We start from the raw sequence: 25000 nt of genomic DNA, 5'->3' as shown, positions 1-25000 counted from the left end.
GTTAATGCATTTCGAGGAGGGGATTTCTCCCCTCCTCTCATCTCATTTCTTCTCACGCAGCATCGAGACGGATGCGAAGATGATCACCAGCGACACCAGCACGATCAGCGCGCCGATGGCGTTGATTTCCGGCGTAATCCCCCGCCTGAGCGTCGAGTAGATATACATCGGCAGGGTAATGTCGCGCCCGGTGAGGAAGTAGGTCACCGGGATTTCATCGAAGGACAGCGTGAAACACAGAAGCCCCGAACCGATGATCGCGGTCTTGATGTTCGGCAGGATCACCCGGAAGAAGGTCTCGAACCCGTCGGCGCCCAAATCGGAGCTTGCCTCGGCGAGGTTGCGATTGACCTTTTCGAGGCGGGCCAGCACCTGGCTGACCACGATGCCGACAAGTGCGGTCGCATGGCCGATCACCACCGCAGTCAGGCTTTGCGGCAGGCCGATCTGCTTGTAGAAGTTCAGCATCGCGATACCGGTAACGATGCCCGGCAGGGAGAGCGGCAACAGGATCGTGTTGCGGAAGATGCTCTTGCCGATGAAGGGATAGCGATCGAGCGCAAGGGCCGCCGGAACCCCGATCACGATGGTGAGGGCTGTTGCCGACACCGCCACGATGAGACTGTTGACCAGCGCCTTCAAGAGATCCTCGTTGGCGAAGACCTTTTCATACCAGCCCCAGGTGAAGCCCGAGAGCGGAAAGGACGTCACCGGACTGTCGTTGAAGGAGAAGAGGATGAGGATGGCGACCGGAACATAGAGGAAGAGCAAGGTTCCGATCGCCACGCCAACCAGGCTTTTCTGCCACCAGAGAAGTTTGTGCATCTCGGTTCTCCTCAACCCATGCTCACCCGACCGGCGCGGTCGAGACGGTTGGATATCTGCAACACCACCAGAACGAGGGTGAAGATGATGACGGCCAGTGCCGAGCCGAGCGGCCAGTTGAGCGCTGCACCGAACTGGCTTTGCAGCACGGTGGCCACCATGGTGCCGCTCGGACCGCCAACCAGCACCGGAGCGACAAAATCGCCGAAGGAAAGGCAGAAGGTCATGGTCGCGCCGGCCACCACGCCGGCTGTGGAAAGCGGCATGATGACCCGGAAGAAGGTTTCGAACGGCCCTGCCCCGAGATCCTGCGAGGCTTCGATGAGAGCTGGCGGAATCCGCTCGAGCGCGGTGAAGATCGGCATCACCATGAAGGGGACGAAGATGTAGGTGAGCGTGATGACCATGGCCGCCTGGTTGTAGAGGAAGATATCGAGCGGCTCGTTGATGATGCCGAGCCAGAGCAGCGCCGAATTGAGGGCGCCATCGGTGCCGAGGATGATTTTCCAGGTATAGGCGCGCAGCAGGTAGGAAACCCAGAGCGGCACCACCACGCCCATATAGAGCAGGGTTCTGAGCCGGGTCGAGCGGATGGTGAAAACCAGGAAGTAGGCAAGCGGGTAACCGAGAGCGACCGAATAAAGCGTCACCAACCCTGCGATTTTCAGCGTCCGGAAGATGACGGTGGAATATTGCGGATCCGAGAACAGCTGGACATAGTTGCCGAACTGGAAATCCGGCACGAACAGCGGGAACTGCCGCGACCAGAAGCTGATCACGCCCATCACACCATAGGGCAGGATCAGGAAGACGAGGGTCCAGAGGAGCGGCAGCGAGAACAGCAGCCAGAAGCCGGCAGCGTGGCGCGTCTTGGCCTTCATGCGTTGGCCTCCGCAGGATAGACCAGAACATCGACGGGAGCGACATAAAGTGCGATCTGGCTGCCGGGTTGCGGCACAGAGCCATCCGCAGCCATGGAACGACGCTGAACCTCGACGAAAACCGGCTCGTCGCGACCGGAAATGCGCGTTTCGAGCTGGAAGCGACCGCCATGGAACAGCTGGTCGACCACCGTTGCCTGTATCTTGGTACTGCCATCCATCGGCACCAACTGGAGCCGTTCCGGGCGGATGGCAATCTGCACGGGCTTGCCTTCGCGAAGACCGGCATCGGTCCGTATCGCCGTGCCGCCGATCAGGGTGCCATCGGGAAGCCGTACCTTGACATGGCTTCCCTCACTGCCGGCGCTGGTTCCGGAAATCAGGTTGGCGGCGCCGATGAAATCGGCGACATAGGGCGTGGCCGGGCGATCATAGAGTTCGGAGGGCGAACCGATCTGGGCGATCCTGCCGCCCTGCATCACCGCGATGCGATTGGACAGCACCAGCGCCTCCTCCTGGTCGTGGGTGACCATGAGGAAGGTGATGCCGAGTTTCTGATGCAGATGTTTCAGTTCCACCTGCATGGCTTCGCGCAATTTCACATCCAGTGCCGAAAGCGGCTCATCAAGCAGCAGCACCTTGGGCTCGCGCACCAGGGCGCGGGCCATGGCGACGCGCTGGCGTTGCCCGCCCGACAGTTGCTGCGGCATGCGGCCGGCCTTGTCGGAGAGCCCGACAAGCTGCAGCGCTTCGGCGACCTTGCGATCGCGCTCGTCGCGGGGGCGGCGGTTGGAGCGGACTGTCAGGCCATAGGCCACGTTTTCCGCCACGGTCATATGCGGAAAGAGCGCATAGTCCTGAAAGACGGTGTTGACGTCGCGCCTGTAGGGCGGCAGTTCGGTGACATCCTTGCCGGCAATGGTGATCGTGCCGCGGTCGGCGGTTTCAAAGCCGCCGATTAGCCGCAGCGTCGTGGTCTTGCCACAGCCGGAGGGGCCGAGGAGGGTTACGAACTCCCCGGCGCCAATTTCGAGATTGATGTCATGAAGTGCTGTGAATGTCCCATAGGACTTCGCCGCACCTTTAAGGGTGACGATCGGTTGCAACGCCATCAGGTATTCCTTGGTCTAGTCGGCAGAAAACGGCAAATGTCACCGCCGGTTTTCCCGGCGGTGATGGAAACGTTCCTCGGACGCCTTACTGGGCGGCCTTCACAGCGTTCCAGACTTCGAGATACTTGTCCAGCCGGGCCGGCATCTGCCACATGACCAGGCTCTTGACGAACTCGATGTTGTTGACCTTCTTGGCTTCCGCTTCCTCGCCCTTCAGGCAGCCCGCAACCGCCTTCGGATTGACCGGGAAATAGCCGGTCGAACCGACAATGCCGCACTGCCCATCCGCCGAGAGCATGAAGGAGAAGAACTTGTAGGCGCAATCCACATTCGGGCTGCCCTTGACCAGCTGCATGGAGTCCATCCAGCCCTCGGCCTTTTCCTTCGGCGTGAATTCGACAACCTCGAAACCCTTCTTGAGATTGTTGATTTCCTTGCTCTGCAGACCGGTCCAGGTGTTGGAGAGCCAGACTTCCTGGTTGGCATAGAGCTCGGTCAGTTCGCCGGCCGTGGCCCAGTATTTGCGGATCAGCGGCTTCTGTTCGATCAGTTTCGCCTGAACGGTTGCGAGCTGTTCATCGGTCAGATCATAGACATTTTCAAAGCCGAGCAGACGGGCGGCCCAATAGATGGACGACTTGTCATCCCACATCGAGACCTTGCCCTTGTACTTCGGATCGAAGAGCGCACCGATGGAATCGGGCTTTGGGTCGACCTTGTCAGGGCGATACATCAGCGAAATCGAGCCCCAGACCAACGGAACCGACCAGGTTTCACCATCGACTGCGACATCGTTGGCCGCGGAGAATTCCGGATAGACATCGGCCCAGCCTTCGATCTTGGACGTATCGATCGGATCGACAAAGTCGGCCTGGCGCATCAGGCCGATCGTGTCGATCGACGGGACGATGATGTCATAGACGCCGCCGCCGGCTGCGAGCTTCGGGGCGAAATCGTCGTTGGAGCCGACATAGGTGGAGTTGGTCTTGCAGCCCGATGCCGCTTCGAACTTGGAAATGAAGGAGGCGTCGGCATAGCCCTCCCAGGTCAGGATATTAAGTTCAGCAGCATTGGCAAAAGCTGGCAGGGCAACCGAAATTGCCGTGGTGATGGCGAGAAGGGTTCTGGCGGACGTCTGAGCTATCTTCATTGTGTTCCCTTTCTGAAGATTGGTCGATGCTTTGCGCCGCTTCTGTTGGCGGCTCTTCGCTCGGGCCCTCGACCCAAGACGATTCAGGGTAAGCAAGAGCCGTGCCATCCCTGCGGATCGATAAAGCCGTTTTGATTCAATGCCCTTTTTTCCGATACATTGCTGCATTGCGGCGTTGATGCTGCATTTCTGCAGCGCAAACCCCGATTTTGTCGACGTTGGAGTGAGAAAACGCATCGCATCGGGCGCTTGCCAGCCTCGGTGAAAATGGCCTAGGACTAGGGATATTGCCGCCCCTGCCCTTTCCTTTCATCGAGTTTCATCATGCCAGACCGCCTCCCGATCGCAGCCATTCTCGCGTTCGGCATCACACAAATCATCGGCTATGGAACGCTCTATTACAGCTTCTCCATTCTGGCGCCCGACATGGCGGCGGACTTCGGCTGGAGCAAGGACAGGATCTTCGGTCTGTTCTCTGCCTCGCTTCTGATCGGCGGCCTGGTGGCTCCGTTCATCGGCCGGGCGATGGATCGACATGGTGCCGGGCGCATCATGGCACTCGGTTCGGCGCTGTCGGCGCTTAGCCTGCTCGCAACCGCGCTTTCGACATCCGACCTTTCCTTCATTGTCTCGGTCGTGGTCATGCAGGTGGTCGCGGCAATGGTGCTCTATCAGGCCGCCTTTGCCACGCTGGTGGAGCTTTCGCCGCTGACCGCCAACCGGAGCATCACATATCTGACGTTGATTGCCGGGTTTGCCTCGACGATCTTCTGGCCGGTCACGAGCCGGTTGCACGAGATCTGGACCTGGCGCGAAGTCTATTATGGCTTTGCCGCTGCCAATGCCCTTCTCTGTTTGCCGCTGCATATTTTGGTCATGCGTTGGCAGAGGACGGCCGCCACCGGCATCGAGCGGTCGGATGAGAACCGGCGTGTGGTTGGGCGCGTGCCGCAGCACCAGCAGATGGGCAGTTTCATCATCATGGCCGCCGGTTTTTCACTGCAGGGCTTTGCACTTTCAGCGATGCTGGTTCACATGGTGCCGATGCTGACCGCGCTTGGGCTTGGTGCGACGGCGGTGACGGTGGGCGCGCTTTTTGGCCCTTCACAGGTCTTCAGCCGTTTCATCAACATGGTGTTCGGCACCGGGCTTGCGCCGGTTCTTCTGGCGGTCGTCTCATCGGGCTTCATCTTCGCTGCGATCCTGCTGTTGCTGCTCGCCGGCACCTGGGTTCCGGGTGCGCTCTCTTTCGTTCTCCTGCTGGGGCTTGGGTCGGGCATATCGAGCATCGTGCAAGGGTCGTTACCGCTCTATCTGTTCGGGTCTGACGGTTATGGCGCACTGACCGGAAAACTTTCGGCGATCCGGTTGACGGCCGGTGCGGCATCGCCTTTCGCCTTTTCGCTTCTGATGGAACGAGCGGGTCTGGATGTCGCCCTCTTCGTGACCGCGCTCTTGGCAGCGGCAGGCGTGGTGGCGTTCGGCATGCTGCGCCATCATCGTTGACAGCTGTCAACAGCTCCACGCCCTGGTGAAGAGAGTGATCGGCACGCGATCTAACCGTCGCGGACGCCCACGCGGCTGCGCCTTATGTTAAGATTTTGTTAACCAAAAAACGCTTGACCCGACTCGTGGAATGCCCCACCGTCTTTACGGAAAATGTTGAACAAAGTTCCGTTCGCCGTAAATGCCCCCGATTTCTGTTAGTTTTTCGGCAGAGCGTATTTCCGTGGGGGATAGAATCGTGAAAGTGGTAACCAATCTGCCGCTCCCGTAGCAGATTTACTCCTTTTATGCGGGAACGGACAGGCATGGAGAATTATGGATGGCGGCTGCATCCGAAAAGAAACTGGATCTGACAGGCGGCGGGCTTCCCCCGGCGGATGAAACGATCGCGGCAGATGCGCGGGCGCTTTCGGCCCAGCTCAAGGCGATGCGCGAACGGCTGTTTCCGCCGGCATCGCAGAAAAGCCTGCGCTCCTTTTCATCTGGTGAGGCCGCACGTCTCATCGGCGTGTCGGATGGATATCTGCGGCAATTGTCGCTTGCCGGCGAAGGGCCGCAGCCGCAGATCGGGGCCGGTGGCCGCCGCTACTATTCGCTCAAGGATATCGATGCGCTCCGGCATTATCTCGCCGACCAGGCGCTTGCCAAAGGCAACGAGGCGAAAGCGCGTTCCTATGTGAAATGGCGTGATCCCGCGCGCGGCGAACATCTGCAGGTCATTTCGGTGACCAACTTCAAGGGTGGTTCGGGTAAGACGACATCGGCTGTTCATCTCGCACAATATCTTGCGATGACCGGCCATCGCGTGCTGGCGGTCGATCTCGATCCGCAGGCTTCGCTTTCGGCCCTGTTCGGCTATCAGCCGGAACTCGATCTGATCGGCAACGATACGCTCTATGGAGCGATCCGCTACGATTCCGAAATCCGCCCGCTGAAGGATATCATCCGCCAGACCTATTTCCATGGGCTCGATCTCGTCGCCGGAAATCTGGAGCTGCAGGAATTCGAACATGCGACGCCGCGGGCGTTGTCCGCCCGGGAACCCGGCGATCTGGGTTCGCTCTTCTTTGCTCGGGTGCAGACTGCACTTCAAAGCGTCGCCGATGATTATGACGTAGTGGTGCTCGATTGCCCGCCGCAGCTCGGTTACCTGACCTTGTCGGCGCTTTGTGCTTCGACTTCTGTTGTCGTGACCGTGCATCCGCAGATGCTCGATGTCGCCTCCATGAGCCAGTTCCTGTTCATGACCTCGGACCTCCTCAACGTGGTGCGGGAAGCGGGCGGCTCGTTGAATTTCGATTTCCTGCGCTATCTCGTCACGCGCTTCGAGCCGCATGATGGCCCGCAGACGCAGATCGTCGGCTTTCTTCGCTCGTTGTTCGGCGAACGCGTGCTGACGTCACCGATGTTGAAATCAACCGCGATCTCGGACGCCGGCCTGACCAAGCAGACGCTCTATGAGGTTGGCCGCGAGAATTTCAGCCGTGGCACCTATGATCGTGCGATGGAATCCCTCGATGCGGTGAATGCCGAGATCGAGAAACTCATCCACACGGCCTGGGGTCGGCCATCATGAATCCACGCGACCGCAAGAACTCGATCAAGGCACTTTTCGGCGATGCGCTGACGCCGGCACCGGAGACGAAATCCGAGTTGCCAGCTGTCAACTCGTCATCGGATGCGGCCAACCCCGGCGCGGCATCGGTTCCCCGGGCAGCCTCCGGCGCGGTCAAGGCGATGGGTCTTTCGCTCTCTTCGATCGCCCGTGAGGCGGAAGAGGCGCGCGTTCTCAAGCAGGCTCTGGAGGAGGGAGAAAGGATCGTGTCGCTGGACACGACGGCGATCGACATCTCCTTCATTTCCGATCGCCTGAGCGATGCCGAGAAGGATGATCCCGATTTCCTGGCGCTCGTCGAGAGCATTCGCGACAGCGGCCAGCACGCGCCGATCCTGGTGCGGCCGCATCCGGAACAGAAGGGGCGCTATCAGGTAGCCTATGGCCACCGGCGCCTCAAAGCCGCGCGGCGGCTCGAGATTGCTGTCAAGGCCATCGTCCGGCCTCTGACCGATGATGAGCTTGTCGTCGCGCAGGGCAAGGAAAATGCCGAACGCCGTAACCTGAGCTTCATCGAACGCGCCCTGTTTGCCAAGGCGCTCGTCGGACGCCAGTTCGATCGCAAGCTGATCGGCGAAGCGCTCGCGGTGCAGAAGAGCGAACTGTCGCGCCTGCTCCAGGTGGCCGATGCGGTTCCGGACGAATTCGTGCGTGCGATCGGCCCAGCGCCGAAAGCCGGACGCGACCGCTGGATGGCGTTGGGCCAGTTGTTCGACAGTCAGGCGGCGCGGGTCAAGGCGATCGACGAGATCCATAGCGAACGGTTTCGCAAGTCCGCCACCGATGAGCGCTTTCAGCTGCTTTTCGACCGGCTGACGCGCAAACAGCAAACGGAGAAGGCCAAGCCCGAGGATCTGACTGGTCCGGATGGCAAGGTCTTCGCTCGCGTACAGCGGCAGGGCAGGGGGGTGAAGATCGATTTCGCCGCCAATGCCGACAGCGCTTTCATTGAAAGCGTAGCAGAGCGACTGCGCGAAGATTACGCCCGATTCGTCAGCGGATCGAGCGAATGAGTTGATGATGCCTGGCGGCGAAAGCCGCTGGGTCGCCTGAGTGAAGTGAGAAAGGACGACATCGAGACAAGAAAAAAGGCCCCCAAAACGTTACCATTTCGGAAGCCCTCTTCAATGTAGCAATTCGAGAGAATCACTTCCGCACAGCAAAGTCAAGAGTCGACGGCGAATATCCATTCGCTGAAGTATATCTTTTGTCCAAATGAGAACGTCTGAGGGTCCGCTTGCCTCTTTTGACAGGGGACGGATGATGGAGACGATTGGAACGACGCCCTTTGGGCAGCGGTCGATGACGCTCGCCATGCTATCACATCAGGTAGCGGGGCGGGATCTCGATGACGAGAAGTCGACCGACAAATGGAAACTTTACCGAGCGGTCTGCGAAGCAAGACCGAAACTCGGCGTGACGGACCGTGCACTGGCGCTGCTTAATGCGCTTCTGAGCTTCTATCCGCATACGGAACTCTCGGTTCAGAATGGGCTGGTGGTTTTCCCGTCCAATGCCCAGCTATCGGTAAGGGCGCATGGGATGGCCGAGCAGACGATCCGACGGCATCTGGCCGTGCTGGTCGAAGCCGGGCTGATCAGCCGCAAGGATAGCGCCAACGGCAAGCGCTTTGCACGGCGCGGCTCCTCCGGCGATATTGATGAGGCCTACGGCTTTTCGCTGGCGCCGCTTCTGGCGCGTGCAGAAGAGATCGAAGCCATGGCAGCGGTGATTGCCCAGGAACGGGTGGACCTGCAGCGGCTGCGCGAACGCATCACCATCTGCCGGCGCGACATTGCCAAGCTGATCGGCGTCGCCGTGGAGGAGGCGATCGAAGGCGACTGGCCGATGTTCCTCGAACAGTTCCGCGCGATCGTCGAACGCTTTCCGCGCCAATGGAACAAGGCCGCCGCCGAAGCGAGCCTCGAAGCGCTCGAACATTTGCGGCAAAGGATCGTCAATCATCTGGAATTGATGATGAATTCAGAAAATATGAGCGGCAATGCCCATGATTCTGAGCGTCACACACAGAATTCAAAATCCGACTCTAAATCTGTATCTGAACCGCGCTATGAAAAAGCGACGGGCGAAAATCCGGTTCGGGAAGAGCGAGGGGTTGCGCCAGAGATAAAATCCTTCCCGCTCGGCATGGTTCTGCAAGCCTGCCCGGAAATTACCGCCTATGGGCCCGCCGGCCGGATCGAGACCTGGCGCGAGCTGATGTCGGCAGCCGTCGTGGTGCGGTCGATGCTGGGCGTTAGTCCGAGCGCCTATCAGGAAGCCTGCGAGGTGATGGGGCCTGAAAATGCGGCGACCGTGGTGGCCTGTATCCTCGAGCGCGCCGGGCATATCAATTCGGCTGGCGGCTATCTCCGCAGCCTGACCACAAAGGCGCGAGAGGGCGAATTCGGGCTTGGACCGATGCTGATGGCCTTGATGCGGACCCATGTCGGCACGTTGCGGAAAACCGGGTGATGCGCGCTTTATCCTCGCCGCGATCAGCCGTCCGGTTCGGCGACCAGGCGTGCCGCCCGGCTCAGGCGCCGTTCGGAATTGTTGTAGTAGGCGGCGGCCTGGATCACCGATCGGTGTTGCGATTGCTGCATGGCTTCCTGCAACGGAATGCCGCGATTGGCGGCCTCGGTGAGATAGCCCGATCGCAGCCCATGCGCGGAAAATTGTGCAGGATCGAGGCCGGCCTTTTGGCAGCGCGATTTGAGGATGAGATTGACCGATTGTGCGTTCAGGGCACGGCGGTCGATGTTGCCCCATTGGTCGATCCGGCGGAAGATTGCCCCGCTTTCGATCCCGGCTTCGGCGAGCCATTGTCTGAGCGCGGTCACGGGATAGCCGATCAGGTAAGCTTTGGCACCATGATCGGCGGCGGTCGTCTTCGTCCGGCCGAGATGAAGCGACAGGCAGGGCAGGGGAGGCGACTGCGGATCGGACGGGTTGGCCGGTACCGGATCTTCTTCGGCGAGATCCTCCAGCCGGAGCGCGACCAGCTCGGACCGGCGGCGGCCACCGGAGGCAAAGGCGCCTTGCAACCCACACCATTGGGTGAGTGTGGACCAACTGTTCAGACGCCGCCGCACCGTAGCCGGCGAATGTGGTCCGAAACTGCGCAGAAGGCCCACGTCCCGCAATGTGCTCGAGACAGCGTCCGGTATGCCGTTATCTGGTCAGCAGAGCGGCAATCGTTTCGCGCCGCTCGATCTGCAGAATTGAGGCGATCGCGTCGAGTTGGAGTGAGCGTTGTTCGCTTTCGGATAGGTTTGGAACTGTCATCGAGCCTCTTGAAACCGGCCGAATTGCCCGGTCTTGGCACCAGAATCGTGATTTGCGCCCTCAAATCTAAAACATGTGATAAATTATAGTTATCGTATGTGAAGGATATCAAATCATAGAGTTTGAACTGGCGAACTTTATAGGCGCAAAAATGTTCGTTTAATATAATATTAACTATAAAAACAATTGGTTAATTTAGTGAGAATCCGATCGCGAAGCAACGGACCAACGACCAGGCGCTCTGACCCATAACGTTTGTCGATCGAGGAAAGGCTTATCCTTTCCTCGATCTCTACAGTTTGCCTTGGGCCAGCGCTTGGAGACGTATCTCGAACCAAACTCCAGCGACATCAGAGAGCGGGAAGGCCCGCCGCTCTGTCGTGTTTGGCGGAGCGCCTAGATCAACAAGAAATCGCTTTGCGACAATGTCGAGATATTGTCGAGCGTAGCGAGAAGAAGCGCTTCCTCATCACCCCCCTTGCCGTCTGCATCGAACCAGAGCCTGTGGGCGTCGCCTTCGAACAGGAAGGTCGGCGCGGCGCCGGAGAACGAAACCTCGTTGGAGTTGACGAGATTGAACCCGGTCTTTTTATCGATGCCGAAGGCAATTTTGTCGATTGAAAGCCGGTCCTGGCCGCGCTTGAAATCAACGATCTCGTCGCCGGCGTCGAATGTGCTGCTGAAAGCGAATAGATCCTTGCCCGCGCCGCCGCTGATCCAGTCCGCATCGCCTCCACCCGAAAGAGTGTCGTTGCCGTCCCGGCCAGCAAGGATATCGTCGCCTGCGCTGCCAAACAGATCCTCGCCAACGTCGGTACCCTTGATATCGTCGTCTTTACTCGTACCGATGACGCGTTCGATGCCGATCACAGAGATTCCGTTGACCAGTCCGTCGTTCTGTCGGAAATCGGCAAGATCTAGTTTGACAGAGCTGTCGCCTGAAAAGTCGAACCTGATCGTATCGGTACCTGCGCCGCCATCGAAGACGTCGTTGCCGAAATAAACGTCATGGATAAAGAAATCATCGCCATCGCCGCCGTAGAGCGTGTCATTTCCAGCGCCATCATAGAATGTATCGGCTCCCCCCATACCCTTCAACACGTCGTTGCCGGTATTGCCGCGCAGAATGTCCGAGGCGGACCCTGCTTTGACGATGTCTCCACCCGCGGTGCCCATGAAATCGAGAGCTTCCATGCCGGACACCTTTGTTGCTCCATTCACGTTGACCACGCCCGATGAAAAGGTGAAATTCACGCCCGTTGTTAGCGCCGAGAGATCGATGGTGACCCGATCGAAACCTTCGCCACCATCCGCGCGATCGCCGGAGTTGATATAGAGTTCGTCATTCCCTGCGCCTGCATTCAAAACATCGCTATCGGCTTCCGTAGACTGATTGCTGGCGTAGAGGTGGTCGTTTCCATCGCCAGCCTCGAGAGTGTCGGATCCAGAGCCGCCATGCAGCCAGTCATCACCTGCCTGTCCTCTCAGGGTATCGGCTCCATCATAGCCGTTTAGCTGATCTGCAAGCTTGCCGCCGGTGAAAATGTCTGCGCCGGAGCCGCCACTGATCTTGACCCGTTCAAAATTCTTAACGATAGCATCGCCATTCACCAAACGGGCATTCGCCGACAGGACAAACGTCAGCGAGGCGGTGGTTAGGCTACGATCGATTTGTACGAAATCAACGCCGTTTCCGCCATTTGCTTCAAGCGCGCCATAGACCCCGCCCTGGCTGTCATTCAACTTGACGATGTCGTTGCCGGCGCCGAGATCGACGATGCTCAATCCATCATCGCTCGCGTCCATGACGGACACCGAGATCTCGTCATTGCCTTCTCCACCCAGCAGCGTGTTGTTGCCACCCATGTCGATGATTTGATCGTTTCCCGCGCCGCCATCGATGAAATCGCTGCCGACGCCTGCATCCAATAAGTCAGCGCCCTTGCCGCCATAGAGCTTGTCATTGCCTTCTCCGGTCTTGAACCAAACCTGAAGCGCGTCTCCCGCATACAGGCTGTCGGATCCAGAACCCGTGAAGATATTGAAGATTTCGGTATTTGCCGCTGTCGTGCCGTTTGAGAGCGTGCCCCTGCCGTTGGAGGCGCGAAACGTCAGATTTTGGGTATAGAGGTCGACATAGAAATAGGCTGTATCTCGGCCATCGCCGCCGTCGAGCGTGTCCTTCTCGCCCCCGACCATCATGATATCGTTACCGGCCTCGCCAAAAAGCGTATCGAGGCCGTGTCCGGCATCCAGGAAATCATCTCCGGCGCCGGAGCGCAGAACGTCATTGCCGCTATAGGCTGTAAGAGTATCGTCGCCACCGAGTGTGACGAATGTATTTGCGTCGCTTGTTCCGAACAGTCGGTAGGCTTCGACGTGCTGAATTGTCGTTCCATCAGCAAGTGTATTGACCTTTGATTCATCCATGGCTGTGAAATTGCCATCGATATAGCCGTAGGTGATTGTATCAGTGCCTGAGCCGCCATTGATGCTCTTTTTGCCGGAATTCGGCGACAGGATAATCAGATCGTCGCCGCTGCCAGTCGATACCAGATCATCACCTCCTCCCAGAAAAACATAATCGTCCCCCGATCCGCCCTTCAGAATATCTGCGCCCGCGCCGTCGATGATATAATCATTACCAGCACCAGCGGAGATAACGTCGTTGCCGTCATAGCCGGTAAGCTCATCATCACCCTTGCCTCCGTAAAGACTGTCATTGCCGAACCCGCCCTGGAGCCTGTCTTTGCCAAAGCCACCGATGAGACGATCGTCGCCTTCATCGCCTTCGACTGTATCGTTTCCCTGACCGCCGATGACAGTGTCGTTGCCAGATCCGCCGCTCAGATAATCGAAACCGCCACCGCCTTGGAGCGTGTCGTCGCCGCCTTTGCCCTCGAAGCGGTCGCTCCACCGGCCACCGGTCATGGTGTCTGCGGCTTGATCGGAACCTATGATGAAATACTGCTCGATGTCGTGAAGTTGCGCGCCGACGAGCGTGACTGTATTCAAAGGGTCAGATGCTTCGAACGTGACACCTTCCGCCGAATTCGCCAGGGAGACGAGAATGGTATCGATGCCCAAACCGCCATCGATAACATCGCCAACATAATCGCTGACATCTGTTTCGCTGAAAAGATCGTTGCCGAGACCGCCGATCATGATATCCGCGCCCGCCCCGCCGGAAAGACCGTCGTTTCCAGACCCTCCGTTCAGCCTGTCCTGTCCAAGGCCGCCGGCGAAGGAATCATCCTGGAAGCCGCCTTCCATCAGGTCATTTCCGTCACCGCCGATCATCTGGTCGCTGCCGAAAAGCCCGATCAACCTGTCGTCGCCGCCCATCCCGAGAAAGAAGTCCGCCTCGTTTCCGCCGGTCAGTGTTTCGCTTGCATCGGTTCCATATCTTACTGTCATGTTGATGTTCCTGAATGGGCGCAGGCCGAGACATTGCCCAGGCTGTTCAGCGCCGATTGTGGTGAAAATGAACCTGGCAGAAGGGCGCAAGGATGCGCGTCGTTGGGCCGTTTCCGGCGCAACATCGTGTCAAGGTTCGTTGCATGTCTGCGTTTAGGGCGTGCGCGTCCTATTGGACGATCGCATGCTAATAGCCGGGCGAGCCGCACTCATTTGAAAGTGACGGCAAAGATTTTGTCTTGGCCAGACTAAACATTATCGCGAGGCGGCCTCCATAGCCATCACACAGCCGATGGCGGGATGGTCATAAAGCCGCCTCTTGTGTTTTGAGAGCCGCCATTGTGGCGGGCGCATTCACGCGCCTCGCACAAGATGTCCGACTGATGATGGACGGACCGATTTGAGGCGATGAGGCGCGCACAAAGCCGCGGCCACCATCAGTCCGCCGATTACGGATATGTGCTCGAAGACGAACATCATCTCCAGGAATGCCATTTCGCCGCTCATAGTCCAGAATGCGTGAGCGATAGGAATGGTCAGCGCGGTGAATACGCCGAGCGCGCCAGCCCCCAGCCATGCGTAACGGCCATGAATGACGAGCGCAGATCCGCCCAACTGCACGATGATGACGAGGATCGCCACGGGTGCCGCGGGCGCGAGGCCAAATCGCTGCATTTCCGCCATCGCGGTTGGGAAATCGAGAAGCTTTGCAAGGCCGCTCGACCAAAACATGAAGGTCAGCACGGTCCGGGCGACGAAGCCGAAAGAGCGTGTTGTCACCAAGCGTTCGATGAAACTGTTCATGGAAAGATCCTCAAGCGTGTGCGGGAAGGGGAATTGTGATGCCGAATTGGGCCGCAGTCTCCACGATTTTCGGCACATCCGGCGGCGTCATCGGTGGAAATTCCGTCTGCCCGGGAGACAGTTCTTCGCCCACAGCGAGGAAGAAGGCTTCGTGCAAATCGCCCGGAAAGTTGATCAACAGCATTCGTGACGGCGTGGACGCGATATTGCGGAATGTGTGCATTTCGCCGGGAGGAACATGAACGAAGTCGCCGGGAACGCATTTGCGCACGGTGTCGCCAATGGTGATTTCGTACTGTCCTTCCAGAACCAGAAAGGCCTCCTGATCCGTCTGCGTGTGCGGCGGCGGACCAGCTTCTGGCGCCGTCAAAACCTCAATCACCGTGAAGCTTTCACTGGTGTCCGAATACCGTGCGCGGAAGGTGAGGATATTGCCGAGAAAATGGAGCGTGAGCGGCGATGGGCGGCTCACTGAAGCATGAAAACTGGAATTCATATCTTGCGCCTTTGTTTTGTTGTGATACTTTATTCTCTTGATGAGATACATGTCTCATAACGAGGTTGGAATGAACAGTCAAGAGAGAAGTTTTGAACGCGTGAACCAAAAGCGCAGAACGCGGGCCGAACTCCTGCGGGCGGCGCGGGAGATTCTTGAGAAAGGCGGGCGGCCTTCTGTGGCAGAAGCTGCTGACCAGGCCGGGATTTCCCGTGCTACCGCCTATCGCTATTTCTCGACGCCCGAAGATATGATCAACGAGGCGGCCCTGGACGGCGTGGCGACGGCCATTCATATCGCCCCGTCGCGCGCGGATATGGATACGACCGAGGTGGGCGAGCGGGTGGATAAACTCGTCGGAGACGTCTTCAGCATGATCGCCGATAATGAAACCGTTTTCCGCGCTCTTTATGGCGGAGCATCTTCAGGCAGAAGCGAGAACAGGCGAGCCGGACGTCGCATAGGCTGGCTGAATGAAGCGATGGCGCCGATCCGGGAAAAACTGCCTCCCGAACATTTCAAGCGGCTTGTGAATGCCCTGTCGCTGACGATGGGCATCGAGGCCCTGGTTGTCATGCGTGACGTCTGTGAGTTGGAACTGGAGGAGGCTGAAAAAGTGCTCCGCTGGACTGCCCAGGCTTTGATGCGCGCAGCTTTGCAGGAGGATGGTGTCAGCGATCGTTAGCCCATCGGAGCACGACCGACCGAGCCGCCGCCGCAACTGATTGCATCGCCTATGACGTTGACATCAGTGGGTTGAGACCCCTTGAGGCGCCTTCGTGAAAGCATGTCATCCGACTTCCAGGACGCGGACTTACAATGTGTCGGGGCTTGGAGGCCATGCATGTGGTTAAGCGAGGCGGAGCGCTTCTGATGCTCCGCTCTTGCTTGCCAGGCGGCTCCGAGTTTTTGTCTCAACGTCTCCGCTCTAATCGGCGGTCCAGCCGCCATCGACCAGCAGCGATGTTCCGGTCACCATCAGGGAGGCATCGGAGGCAAGGTAGGCAACTGCGCCGATGAGGTCCTCGACCAGTGCGACACGACCGAGTTTGATCTTCTCCTTGATCCAGCGCATCCGTTCAGGATTGCTAAAGGTCGGTTCGGTCAGGGGGGTACGGACAAAGGTCGGGCAGATCGTGTTGATACGGATCCCATGCGGGCCCCATTCGATCGCCATGGATTTGGTAAAACCCTCGACCGCATGTTTTGTGGCGGAATAGACCGCGCGATCGATGCCGCCGACATGGGCCATCTGCGACGAGATCGTGATCAGCGAACCGGGTTTGCCGGCTTCGATCAACGATCGGGCAACCGCCTGGGCAAGGAAGAATGCGCCTTTGACATTGATGTCGAACACGGCATCGAAATCAGCAACCCTGGTTTCGGTCGCGGGAGAATGTCGGGCAAGGCCGGCACTGTTGACGAGAATGTCGAAAGGCTGGACCTGCGCGACGAAGTCGGCGGTCTGGTCGATGTCGGCGATATCGAGCTTTACGCCCTCCGCCGACATGCCCTTTGCCCGCATCGCCTCCACGGCTTCCGCCAGGCGGTCAAGGCCGCGTGCGGCCATGACCACATGCGCACCCGCTTCGGCAAGGGCGACGGCAGCACCCAGACCGATGCCGGACGAGGCACCCGTTACGAGCGCGCGGCGCCCGTCAAGCCGGAAGGATGGCGTTTTGGGCAGTTCCATGATTGTCCTCCATCGCAAACAGGCAGGCGGAAGGCTTTGCGCCGGTTATTCCGCTGCTGTACCATAGGGCACGTTGCGCCCGCCATAGCGCCGCACCCGCACATTGGCCTGTTCGGCATGGCCGACAAAACCTTCCAGCATGCAGAGGCGCGAACAATAGGCGCCGATTTCCGTGGCCGCCGCATCTGTCGTCACGCGCTGGTAGGAATGGGTCTTGAGGAACTTCCCGACCCAGAGCCCGCCGGTATAGCGCCCGGCCTTCTTGGTGGGCAGCGTGTGGTTGGTGCCGATGACCTTGTCGCCATTGGCGACATTGGTGCGCGGTCCGAGAAACAGTGCACCGTAGGAATGCATGTTCTCGAGGAACCAGTCGTCCCGATCGGTCATGACCTGCACATGTTCGGAGGCGATGTCGTTGGCAACATCGAGCATTTCCTCGTAGCTGTCGCAGACGATCACTTCACCATAGTCACGCCAGGAGACCGATGCCGTGTCGCGGGTCGGCAGGATGGCGAGCAGCCGGTCGATTTCCGCGAGCGTTTCGCGCGCCAGCTTTTCGGAATTGGTCACGAGAACCGCCGGCGAATTGTAGCCATGTTCGGCCTGGCCGAGCAGGTCGGTGGCGCAGAGTTCGGCATCAACCGTCTGGTCGGCGATCACCATCGTCTCGGTCGGGCCGGCAAAGAGATCGATCCCGACACGGCCATAAAGCTGGCGCTTGGCTTCGGCAACAAAGGCATTGCCCGGGCCGACCAGCATGTCGACCGGCTTGATCGTTTCGGTGCCAAGCGCCATGGCGCCAACGGCCTGCATGCCGCCGAGCACGTAGATCTCATGGGCGCCGGCCATATGCATGGCTGCAACGATTGCCGGATGCGGCTCGCCCTTCTGCGGCGGCGCCGAGGCGATGATGCGCGGAACGCCTGCCACCGAGGCGGTGAGCACCGACATATGCGCCGATGCAACCATGGGGAATTTGCCGCCCGGGACATAGCAGCCGACGGACTGGACCGGAATATTGCGATGACCGAGAATGACGCCGGGCAAGGTTTCGATCTCGATATCCTGCATCGAGGCCTTCTGCGCTTCGGCAAAGCGGCGGATCTGCGCCTGGGCGAAGCGGATGTCGGCCATGTCGCGTTCGGACACCTTATTCATCGCGGCTTCGATTTCCGATGCCGTCAGCAGGAAGCTCGGCGGCGAATAGGAATCGAATTTTTCCGACAGGTCGCGCACAGCCGCATCGCCACGCGTCTCGATATCCTTGAGCGTCGTTTCGACGATGGCACGGACTTTGGCGTCATCCTCTGCCCGTTCGGCCTGCGGCTTGCCACGTTTCAGATATTGAATGGTCATGAGGGCACTCCTCGAAATCAGGTTGGCCTGGCGATCGGGAAACCACGCAGAGCATAGAAATCTCCGATCGCTTCAAATTTTATTCGTCTAGCGGGTCCGGCAGGTCCTGCTTCATGCGACGCAGGGCCAGAATGCGCGAATCGCGCCACTGTTGACGGCTGGCAACTTCCGAAAGCGGAATTTTGCCCGTCATAACCCTGTGTGCTTCTGCAATCTGTTCCGGCGTCCAGTCATAGTCGGTGCGTGCCGAGCGTCCAAGATGGCGCATCATCGGCCCCAGCCGGTCGATAAAGCCCTGGATCCCATCCGGAGCATTGAGATGAGCCACTTCGAACGGTCCGATCGAAGCCCAGCGCAGCGCGAGCCCATCGGTCAGCACCGCATCGATATCCTCCGGCGTGCAATAGCCTTCGCCGACCAGATGCAGCGCTTCGGCAACGAGCGTAAACTGCAGCCGGTTGAGCAGGAACCCGTCGATTTCCTTTTTCAGCACCACCGGTCGCATGCCGGCCGAGAGCATGAATTCCTTCGTGCGAGCGATTGTCTCGGGGCTGGTCCAGCGGGTGCCGCAGAGTTCCACCAATGGGATGAGCGATGGCGGATTGACGGGATGGACGACAAGTGCGCGTTCCGGATGTTCGATGGCACTAAGAAAATCCGAACCGGGCAGGGCGGAGGTCGAAGAGGCCAGAATGGCATCGGCCGGCGCATGAAGGGCAATCTCGGCGAAGACGGCGCGCTTGACGTCGAGGTCCTCGCGCACGCTTTCCTGAACATAGCCCGCGCCGCGCACGGCCTCAGCAATACTCTCGACCGGCTTGATGCGGGCAAGCACCGTCTCGACGCTCTCGTCAAGAAGACCGCTTTCGCTGAACAGGTCGAGCGTCTTGCGCGCTCCATCCATTGCGCGACCGGCGGCTTCGCCTTCCATCGCATCATAGAGATGGACGTCATGACCGGCACGGGCGAAAACAACCGCCCATGCCCGACCGACGGTGCCGGCTCCGATACAGGCAACCTGCATCATTCTGCGGCAGCCTTTCCATCGCGTGCCCAACGCTTTTCGAACTCCCAGACTTCGCTGAAGCCGATCAGCGTGTTGAATTCGGAGAAGTTGAACAGTTTGGAGTTGGGCGAGTCGGATGTGCCTTCGGTCTTCAGCACATTGAGGGCATTTTCGGCGGCGGCAGCAGCGGCGAGGCCGGTTGCCGAGGGGAAGATCGCCATGTTGTAGCCGATGTCGCTCAACTGTGCGGCCGAACGGATGGGCGTCCTGCCGCCATCGGCCATGTTTGCCATCATCGGCTGCGGCACCCGGCGGCAGGCATCGCGCATTTCCTCTTCGCTTTCCAACGCCTCGAGGAAGACAATGTCGGCACCGGCTTCACCATAGGCGAGACCGCGCTTCAGGGCCGCCTCATAACCTTCCGGCTGCCGGGCGTCGGTGCGGGCAATGATCAGCGTTTCGGGGTTGCGGCGTGCTTCCACCGCCACCTTGATCTTCTCGACCATGTCGATCATCGGCACCACGCGCTTGAAGGGCGTGTGGCCGCATTTCTTGGGGAATTCCTGGTCCTCGATCTGGATGGCGGCAACGCCGGCCTCTTCATAGCCGCGCACCGTGTGGTGGACATTAAGAAGCCCGCCATAACCGGTATCGGCATCGGCGATTACGCCGGCATTCACCGTCCGGCACAAGGTCGCGACGCGGTCGAGCATCTGCGAATAGGTGGCGATGCCGGCATCCGGCAGGCCGTAGGCCGAAGCCGTCATCCAGTAGCCGGATGCATAGACGAAATCGAAGCCCACCTTGTTGGAGACCACCGCGGTGATCATGTCATGGATTCCCGGTGCGACGACGAACTGACCCGAGGCCAGGGCTGCCTTGAGGCTGCGCTTGCTCATGAAACTTTTCCTATATTCTTGAGATATTCAATGACTTCCGCTTCGCGCACGACATCGCCGTACTTGGCGTCCATATCGAAGAGATTGGCCTCGTGCGGTGCGGGATGACGATCGCCGACCGCATCGCGGACAATGATCGGGATGAAGCCGTGCGAACAGCAATCGACACAGGTGGCGCGCACGCAGCCTGATGTCGAAACGCCGGTGTGGATGACCGTATCGATGCCCAACGTGGTGAGTGTTGACGCAAGCGAGGTGCCGAAAAAGGCCGATGGATACTGCTTGGAAATCACCAGCTCGTCTTCGCGCGGCACGAGGCCTTTCGGCCAGGCGCCCATCGGGCTGCCCTCGACGAAATTATGGAGGGTCATCGACTTCTGATAGAAGCGGCCGCCGTTGAGGACCGATTTGTTATAGACGACGTTGGTGTAGATGACCGGCACATCGGCAGCCCTGGCCGCCGCCTGAAGCCTGAGGGCGGAGGCGAGAGCATCCTCGACATCGGCAAACAGGGCGCAGCCACGATCGAAATAGGCTTCGACGAAATCGATCATCAGCAGCACCGGTTTCTTGCCGAAGCCGATGCGCTTGCCGAAGGCGCCCTGGTAATTGCTGGAAAGATCCTGATCAGTCATTCCGTTCTCCCTGTGCGAGAAATTTTTCAAGGCGGCCGTCATCGAGAAACAGCCAGGGCTGCTGGGTGCGATGGCGCTGTTCGAACGCAGCGATATCCGTCTCGTCATCAGCAAGGATGGTGCCGATCTCGTCGAGACCTTCCAGCAGGGCGCGCTTGCGCCACGGATCGATATCGAACCGGATCGAAGGCCCGTTCGGCAGAAGGACGGTTTGCGCTTCGAGATCGACGGTGAAAGGCTCGCCGCTGCGCGCTGCCGCCATCACATTGGCATGGGTATCGCCGGTGACGACAATCGGCAGAACGCCATTCTTGAAGCAGTTGGCGAAAAAGATCTCGCCGAAGCTGGGCGCGATGACGCAGCGGATACCGAAATCGGTAAGCGACCAGACCGCCTGTTCGCGGCTTGAGCCGGAACCGAAATTGGCATCGGCAACAAGAATTTTCGCCTGGTCGAACGGTGCCCGGTTGAGAACGAAATCGGTGGCCGAACCGTCCGCAGCATGTCTGCGCTCATGGAAGAGGTGCTTGCCGAGTCCGGCCTTGTCGAGAAGCAGCAGGAAACGGGCCGGGAAGATGATGTCGGTGTCGACATCCGCTTCGGGCAGGGGGGCTGCGACCGAGGTCAGGGTTGTGAACTTTTCCATGATCAGATCGCTTCCAGCTTGCGGACATCGGTGAGATGCCCGGTCACGGCCGCTGCCGCCGCCATGATCGGGCTCATCAGATGCGTGCGGCCCCCGAGACCCTGGCGACCTTCGAAATTGCGGTTGGAGGTGGAGGCGCAGCGCTCGCCGGGCTTGAGCCGGTCGTCATTCATCGCCACGCACATCGAACAGCCCGAATCGCGCCACTCGAAACCGGCATCGCGAAACAGCCGGTCAAGACCTTCCGCCTCGGCCTGAAGCCGCACGGTGGCCGAACCGGGAACCACGATCGCCACGACATTGTCGGCGACCTTGCGGCCCTTGACCACGGACGCCGCCAGCCTCAGATCCTCGATGCGGCCATTTGTGCAGGAGCCAATGAAGACCCGATCGATTGGGATCTCTTCGAAAGGCGTGCCGGGCGTCAGATCCATATAGGCGAGGCTGCGCTGCATCTTCTGCCGCTTGACCGGGTCGGTTTCGACCGAAGGATCCGGAACCGCACCGCTCACGGGCGCGGTCTCGCCCGGGTTAGTGCCCCAGGAAACCTGCGGCGAAAGCGAAGAGACGTCGAGATCGACCTCGCGATCGAATTTGGCATCCGCGTCGGAGGCAAGCGTCCGCCAATAGGCCTCTGCCTTGGCGAGCAACGCGCCCTCCGGCGCGAGCGGCCGGCCACGCACATAAGCGATGGTCGTTTCATCCGGGGCGATCATGCCGACACGGCTTCCCGCCTCGATCGACATATTGCAGAGCGTCATCCGGGCTTCCATCGACAGCGATGCGATCACGGGCCCTGCATATTCGATTGCATAACCGACGCCGCCATTGGTGCCGATCTTGGCGATCAGACCTAGGATGATGTCCTTTACGGTGACGCCAGGATGCAGTTCACCCAGAAGATTGACGCGCATGGTGCGCTGTTTCTTCTGCCGCAGAACCTGCGTCGCGAATACGCATTCACACTCGCTCGCGCCGATGCCGAAGGCGATGGCTCCGAAGGCACCATGCGTGGATGTGTGACTGTCGCCGCAGACGAGAGTTGCGCCCGGCAGGGTGAAGCCCAGTTCGGGGCCGATGACATGGACGATACCATGCCGGCGATCGTTGATGTCGATATAGCCGATGCCGAAAGACTGACAGTTTTCCTTGAGGCGGGCAACCTGGCGCGCCGCCAGTCCGTCCGGCAGCCCGAGATGGCGCAAACGGGTGGGAACCGCGTGGTCGGCCACGGCAATATGCGCATCAGGCCGGCGAAAACGGCGGTTCTGGGCGGCAAGCCCGGCAAAGGCCTGCGGGCTCGAAACTTCCTGGACCAGATGGCGATCGATGTAGAGAAGCGACGTACCGTCATCAAAATCCTTGATAACGTGGCTTTGCCAAACCTTGTCGTATAGCGTTTTTGCGTTCATTGCGTAGGCGATGTCCGGTGGCCATTGAGGGAGGCATTGGGTGGCTATGCGGTGAAGAATGAAAAACTGGAGGCTCCAGTCATCTTTCCTCTTGCAGAACCACTGGAACCGAATCTATGCTGAAATGAATACGCATGCAATACTCATTTGGATGCGGCGAAGAAAAAGGAGCTAACGATGCGTGTAGGGGATTTGATATGAGACTCGGTGTCGATGTCGGTGGAACGTTCACCGACCTTTTGTTGCACGATGAAAAAACGGGACGTACGTTCCAGGCCAAGACGCCTTCAACGCCCGAAGACCAGTCGATCGGCGTTGCCGCTGGCGTCAAGCTGATCTGTGAGAAGGCGGGGATCTCGCCCTCCGATCTCGATCTGATCCTGCATGGCACCACGGTTGCCACCAATGCGGTGCTGGAAGGCAAGGGCGCGCGCGTCGGCCTCCTGGTCAGCGAAGGGTTCGAATATACGCTGCATCTCGCCAAGGCCTGGACGCCCGGCCCGCTGTTTGGCTGGATCAACATGGACAAGCCCGATCCGCTTGCCTCGCTTGCCGATACGCGCGGCATCCCCGAGCGCATGAATGCACGCGGCGAAGTGGTCAAGGAACTCGACCTTGCCAAGGCGACCGCGCTGATCGACGACCTCTGCTCGTCGGGCATCGAGGCGCTGACGATCTCGCTCATGCATTCCTATGCAAACCCGGCCCACGAACGCGCGCTCCGCGATATCGTGGCGGCCCGCTTCCCGCAGATTCCGGTATCGCTGTCGTCCGACATCCTGCCGGAATTCCGCGAATATGACCGTGCCATCACCACGGTGATGAACGATTATGTCCGTCCGATCATGAAGCGCTACCTGTCGCGAATCGAAGATCGTCTGGCTGCGGACGGCGTCACGGCCCGCCTGCATATCGTGCGTTCCGACGGCGGTCTGATGAGTGCTGCCGCTGCTTCCGAGCGGCCGGTGCACACGGTTCTTTCCGGTCCGGCCGGTGGCGTGACCTCGACAGTCATGCTGTCACGTCGCTCGGGCTTTTCCAAGTTGCTCGCTTTCGACATGGGCGGCACCTCGACCGACGTGGCGGTGATCATCGATGGCGAAGCAACGATCTCGCGTTCGACCGAAGTCGGCATGTTCCCGGCCAAGGTCCCGACGCTCGATGTCCGTTCGGTCGGTGCAGGTGGCGGCTCGATCGCCGATGTGTCGGAACTGACCGGTTCGCTCCGCGTCGGCCCCCGTTCGGCAGGTGCGCGTCCCGGTCCGGTTTCCTATGGCCGCGGCGGCACCGAACCCGCTGTCTCCGACGCCAATGTGGTGCTCGGCTATCTGCCACCGGTGCTTCTCGGCGGCGATATGACGCTTGATGTGGACGGCGCCCGCGAAGCGGTGGCCCGTGTCGGCAGCCAGCTCGGTCTGACGCCGGAAGATGCCGCAAAGGGCATCATCGACATCGCCAACGAAGTCATGCTCGGTGCGCTCCGCGTCATCACCGTCCAGCGCGGTCTCGATCCGCGTGAATTCGGCATCGTTGCTTTCGGCGGCGCCGGCCCGTTGCATGCCAATGCCATGGCCGAACTGCTCGGCTGCTATCCGGTTCTCGTGCCGACCAATCCGGGCGTGCTCTGCGCACTCGGCTTCCTCGAAGCCGATTTCCGCAACGAATTCGTCCAGACCTATATCCGCTCGACGGTGGGTCTCAATCCGGCCGAAATCTGGTCGCGGTTCGACGAACTCGAAGCCAAGGCGCAGGAATGGCTGAAGGAGCAGGAAGTCAGCGAGGCTGACGCTTCGATCTCCTTCTCGCTCGACCTTCGTTACGAGCAGCAGGGCTTCGAAGTGGCCGTGCCGGTTTCCGCGGCGGATGTGCATGCCAAGGGCGACATTGCCCAGACGCTGGCCGATTTCCACGACATCCACGAACGGCTCTATGGCGTTCGCTTCCATGTTCCGGTGGAACTGGTGGCACTGCGCGTCGTCGCCCGCGGCGCGACGCCGCCGGTCGAAGAGGTTCATCTCGTGTCTTCTGGCAGTGACGTCAAGGATGCGATCATCGAAACCAGACCCGCCTATTTCGATGGCAAATGGGTCGATACCCATCACTATGACCGGGCCAAGCTCGGGGTCGGCGCGCGCGTGGAAGGCCCGGCGATCATTCGGCAATATGACACCACCACCGTGCTGCTCCCGGCTCACTATGCCGAGATCGACAAGCACGGCAATATCCTGATCTGGCCCGTTTCGAAGGGAAAGTGAGCGC

20 protein-coding genes and 1 pseudogene are annotated in these 25000 nt (G+C 59.6%); 6 read left to right on the top strand and 15 right to left on the bottom strand.

The features are described 5' to 3' along the window. Window positions 1–42: 42 nt before the first annotated feature. The 4 genes from Q4481_RS18835 to Q4481_RS18820 all read right to left on the bottom strand — a co-directional run bounded on the left by Q4481_RS18835 (window position 43) and on the right by Q4481_RS18820 (window position 3968). A complete protein-coding gene (locus tag Q4481_RS18835) occupies window positions 43–825 on the bottom strand; it encodes an ABC transporter permease (RefSeq protein ID WP_304377948.1) in 783 nt (260 codons plus the stop codon). Between the two features lie 11 nt (window positions 826–836). Beyond that, window positions 837–1706 carry an ABC transporter permease gene (locus Q4481_RS18830; protein ID WP_304377947.1) on the bottom strand — a complete coding sequence of 290 codons (870 nt, stop codon included), beginning with the start codon at window positions 1704–1706 and terminating at the stop codon, window positions 837–839. Continuing rightward, complete coding sequence (locus tag Q4481_RS18825; RefSeq protein ID WP_304377946.1) at window positions 1703–2818, bottom strand: ABC transporter ATP-binding protein; 1116 nt, start codon at window positions 2816–2818, stop codon at window positions 1703–1705. Before Q4481_RS18825 ends, Q4481_RS18830 begins: the two co-directional genes overlap by 4 nt. An 85-nt stretch (window positions 2819–2903) precedes the next feature. Then, a complete protein-coding gene (locus Q4481_RS18820) occupies window positions 2904–3968 on the bottom strand; it encodes an ABC transporter substrate-binding protein (RefSeq protein ID WP_304377945.1) in 1065 nt (354 codons plus the stop codon). Window positions 3969–4292: 324 nt separating this feature from the next. Here Q4481_RS18820 and arsK point away from each other — a divergent pair, with 324 nt between their 5' ends. From arsK to repC, 4 genes are all read left to right on the top strand, one after another. Then, window positions 4293–5474 (top strand): arsenite efflux MFS transporter ArsK, encoded by a 1182-nt coding sequence (gene arsK / locus Q4481_RS18815; protein ID WP_304377944.1) that lies wholly within the window; start codon window positions 4293–4295, stop codon window positions 5472–5474. Window positions 5475–5793: 319 nt separating this feature from the next. Next, on the top strand, window positions 5794–7050 hold the full coding sequence (repA, locus tag Q4481_RS18810) for a plasmid partitioning protein RepA (protein WP_304377943.1): 1257 nt from the start codon (window positions 5794–5796) through the stop codon (window positions 7048–7050). Next, the gene (gene repB, locus Q4481_RS18805) at window positions 7047–8102 is read left to right on the top strand and encodes a plasmid partitioning protein RepB (protein ID WP_304377942.1); all 1056 of its coding nucleotides are present in this window, start codon (window positions 7047–7049) and stop codon (window positions 8100–8102) included. Before repA ends, repB begins: the two co-directional genes overlap by 4 nt. A 250-nt stretch (window positions 8103–8352) precedes the next feature. After that, entirely contained in the window at window positions 8353–9564 is a 1212-nt protein-coding gene (repC, locus tag Q4481_RS18800; RefSeq protein WP_304377941.1) for a plasmid replication protein RepC, read from the top strand. A 23-nt stretch (window positions 9565–9587) separates the two neighbouring features. Here repC and Q4481_RS18795 read toward each other — a convergent pair. From Q4481_RS18795 to Q4481_RS18780, 4 genes and pseudogenes are all read right to left on the bottom strand, one after another. After that, window positions 9588–10265 (bottom strand): annotated as a pseudogene (locus tag Q4481_RS18795) (tyrosine-type recombinase/integrase); the annotation flags it as partial. Window positions 10266–10773: 508 nt separating this feature from the next. Further along, on the bottom strand, window positions 10774–13794 hold the full coding sequence (locus Q4481_RS18790) for a calcium-binding protein (protein WP_304377940.1): 3021 nt from the start codon (window positions 13792–13794) through the stop codon (window positions 10774–10776). 354 nt (window positions 13795–14148) lie between these two features. Continuing rightward, complete coding sequence (locus Q4481_RS18785) at window positions 14149–14598, bottom strand: DoxX family protein (protein WP_304377939.1); 450 nt, start codon at window positions 14596–14598, stop codon at window positions 14149–14151. Window positions 14599–14608: 10 nt separating this feature from the next. Further along, window positions 14609–15145: a cupin domain-containing protein gene (locus tag Q4481_RS18780; RefSeq protein WP_304377938.1), complete on the bottom strand. Its 537-nt coding sequence runs from the start codon at window positions 15143–15145 to the stop codon at window positions 14609–14611. Window positions 15146–15164: 19 nt separating this feature from the next. On the opposite strand from Q4481_RS18780, the gene Q4481_RS18775 reads away from it, so the two are divergent. Continuing rightward, on the top strand, window positions 15165–15779 hold the full coding sequence (locus Q4481_RS18775; RefSeq protein ID WP_304377937.1) for a TetR/AcrR family transcriptional regulator: 615 nt from the start codon (window positions 15165–15167) through the stop codon (window positions 15777–15779). 243 nt (window positions 15780–16022) lie between these two features. Here the strand turns inward: Q4481_RS18775 and Q4481_RS18770 are convergent, their stop codons facing one another. The 7 genes from Q4481_RS18770 to leuC form a co-directional block, all read right to left on the bottom strand. Further along, entirely contained in the window at window positions 16023–16787 is a 765-nt protein-coding gene (locus Q4481_RS18770) for an SDR family NAD(P)-dependent oxidoreductase (RefSeq protein WP_304377936.1), read from the bottom strand. A 45-nt stretch (window positions 16788–16832) separates the two neighbouring features. Further along, entirely contained in the window at window positions 16833–18143 is a 1311-nt protein-coding gene (gene hisD / locus Q4481_RS18765; protein WP_304377935.1) for a histidinol dehydrogenase, read from the bottom strand. Window positions 18144–18222: 79 nt separating this feature from the next. Beyond that, on the bottom strand, window positions 18223–19170 hold the full coding sequence (locus tag Q4481_RS18760) for a 3-hydroxyacyl-CoA dehydrogenase (RefSeq protein WP_304377934.1): 948 nt from the start codon (window positions 19168–19170) through the stop codon (window positions 18223–18225). Next, window positions 19167–20048 carry an isocitrate lyase/PEP mutase family protein gene (locus tag Q4481_RS18755; RefSeq protein ID WP_304377933.1) on the bottom strand — a complete coding sequence of 294 codons (882 nt, stop codon included), beginning with the start codon at window positions 20046–20048 and terminating at the stop codon, window positions 19167–19169. Before Q4481_RS18755 ends, Q4481_RS18760 begins: the two co-directional genes overlap by 4 nt. Beyond that, window positions 20045–20683, bottom strand: a complete 639-nt coding sequence (locus tag Q4481_RS18750; RefSeq protein ID WP_304377932.1) for an isochorismatase family protein — start codon at window positions 20681–20683, stop codon at window positions 20045–20047. Before Q4481_RS18750 ends, Q4481_RS18755 begins: the two co-directional genes overlap by 4 nt. Beyond that, window positions 20676–21329 carry a 3-isopropylmalate dehydratase small subunit gene (gene leuD, locus Q4481_RS18745; RefSeq protein ID WP_304377931.1) on the bottom strand — a complete coding sequence of 218 codons (654 nt, stop codon included), beginning with the start codon at window positions 21327–21329 and terminating at the stop codon, window positions 20676–20678. The genes Q4481_RS18750 and leuD overlap by 8 nt, the downstream gene beginning before the upstream one ends. Before the next feature lie 2 nt (window positions 21330–21331). Continuing rightward, on the bottom strand, window positions 21332–22741 hold the full coding sequence (leuC, locus tag Q4481_RS18740) for a 3-isopropylmalate dehydratase large subunit (RefSeq protein WP_304377930.1): 1410 nt from the start codon (window positions 22739–22741) through the stop codon (window positions 21332–21334). A gap of 197 nt (window positions 22742–22938) precedes the next feature. On the opposite strand from leuC, the gene Q4481_RS18735 reads away from it, so the two are divergent. Beyond that, window positions 22939–24996 carry a hydantoinase/oxoprolinase family protein gene (locus Q4481_RS18735; protein ID WP_304377929.1) on the top strand — a complete coding sequence of 686 codons (2058 nt, stop codon included), beginning with the start codon at window positions 22939–22941 and terminating at the stop codon, window positions 24994–24996. Window positions 24997–25000: the final 4 nt, after the last annotated feature.

It is taken from the genome of Fluviirhizobium alvei (genome assembly GCF_030551875.1).
Lineage (GTDB): Bacteria > Pseudomonadota > Alphaproteobacteria > Rhizobiales > Rhizobiaceae > Rhizobium_E > Rhizobium_E alvei.
This window is presented reverse-complemented; position numbering and strand designations above follow the sequence as displayed.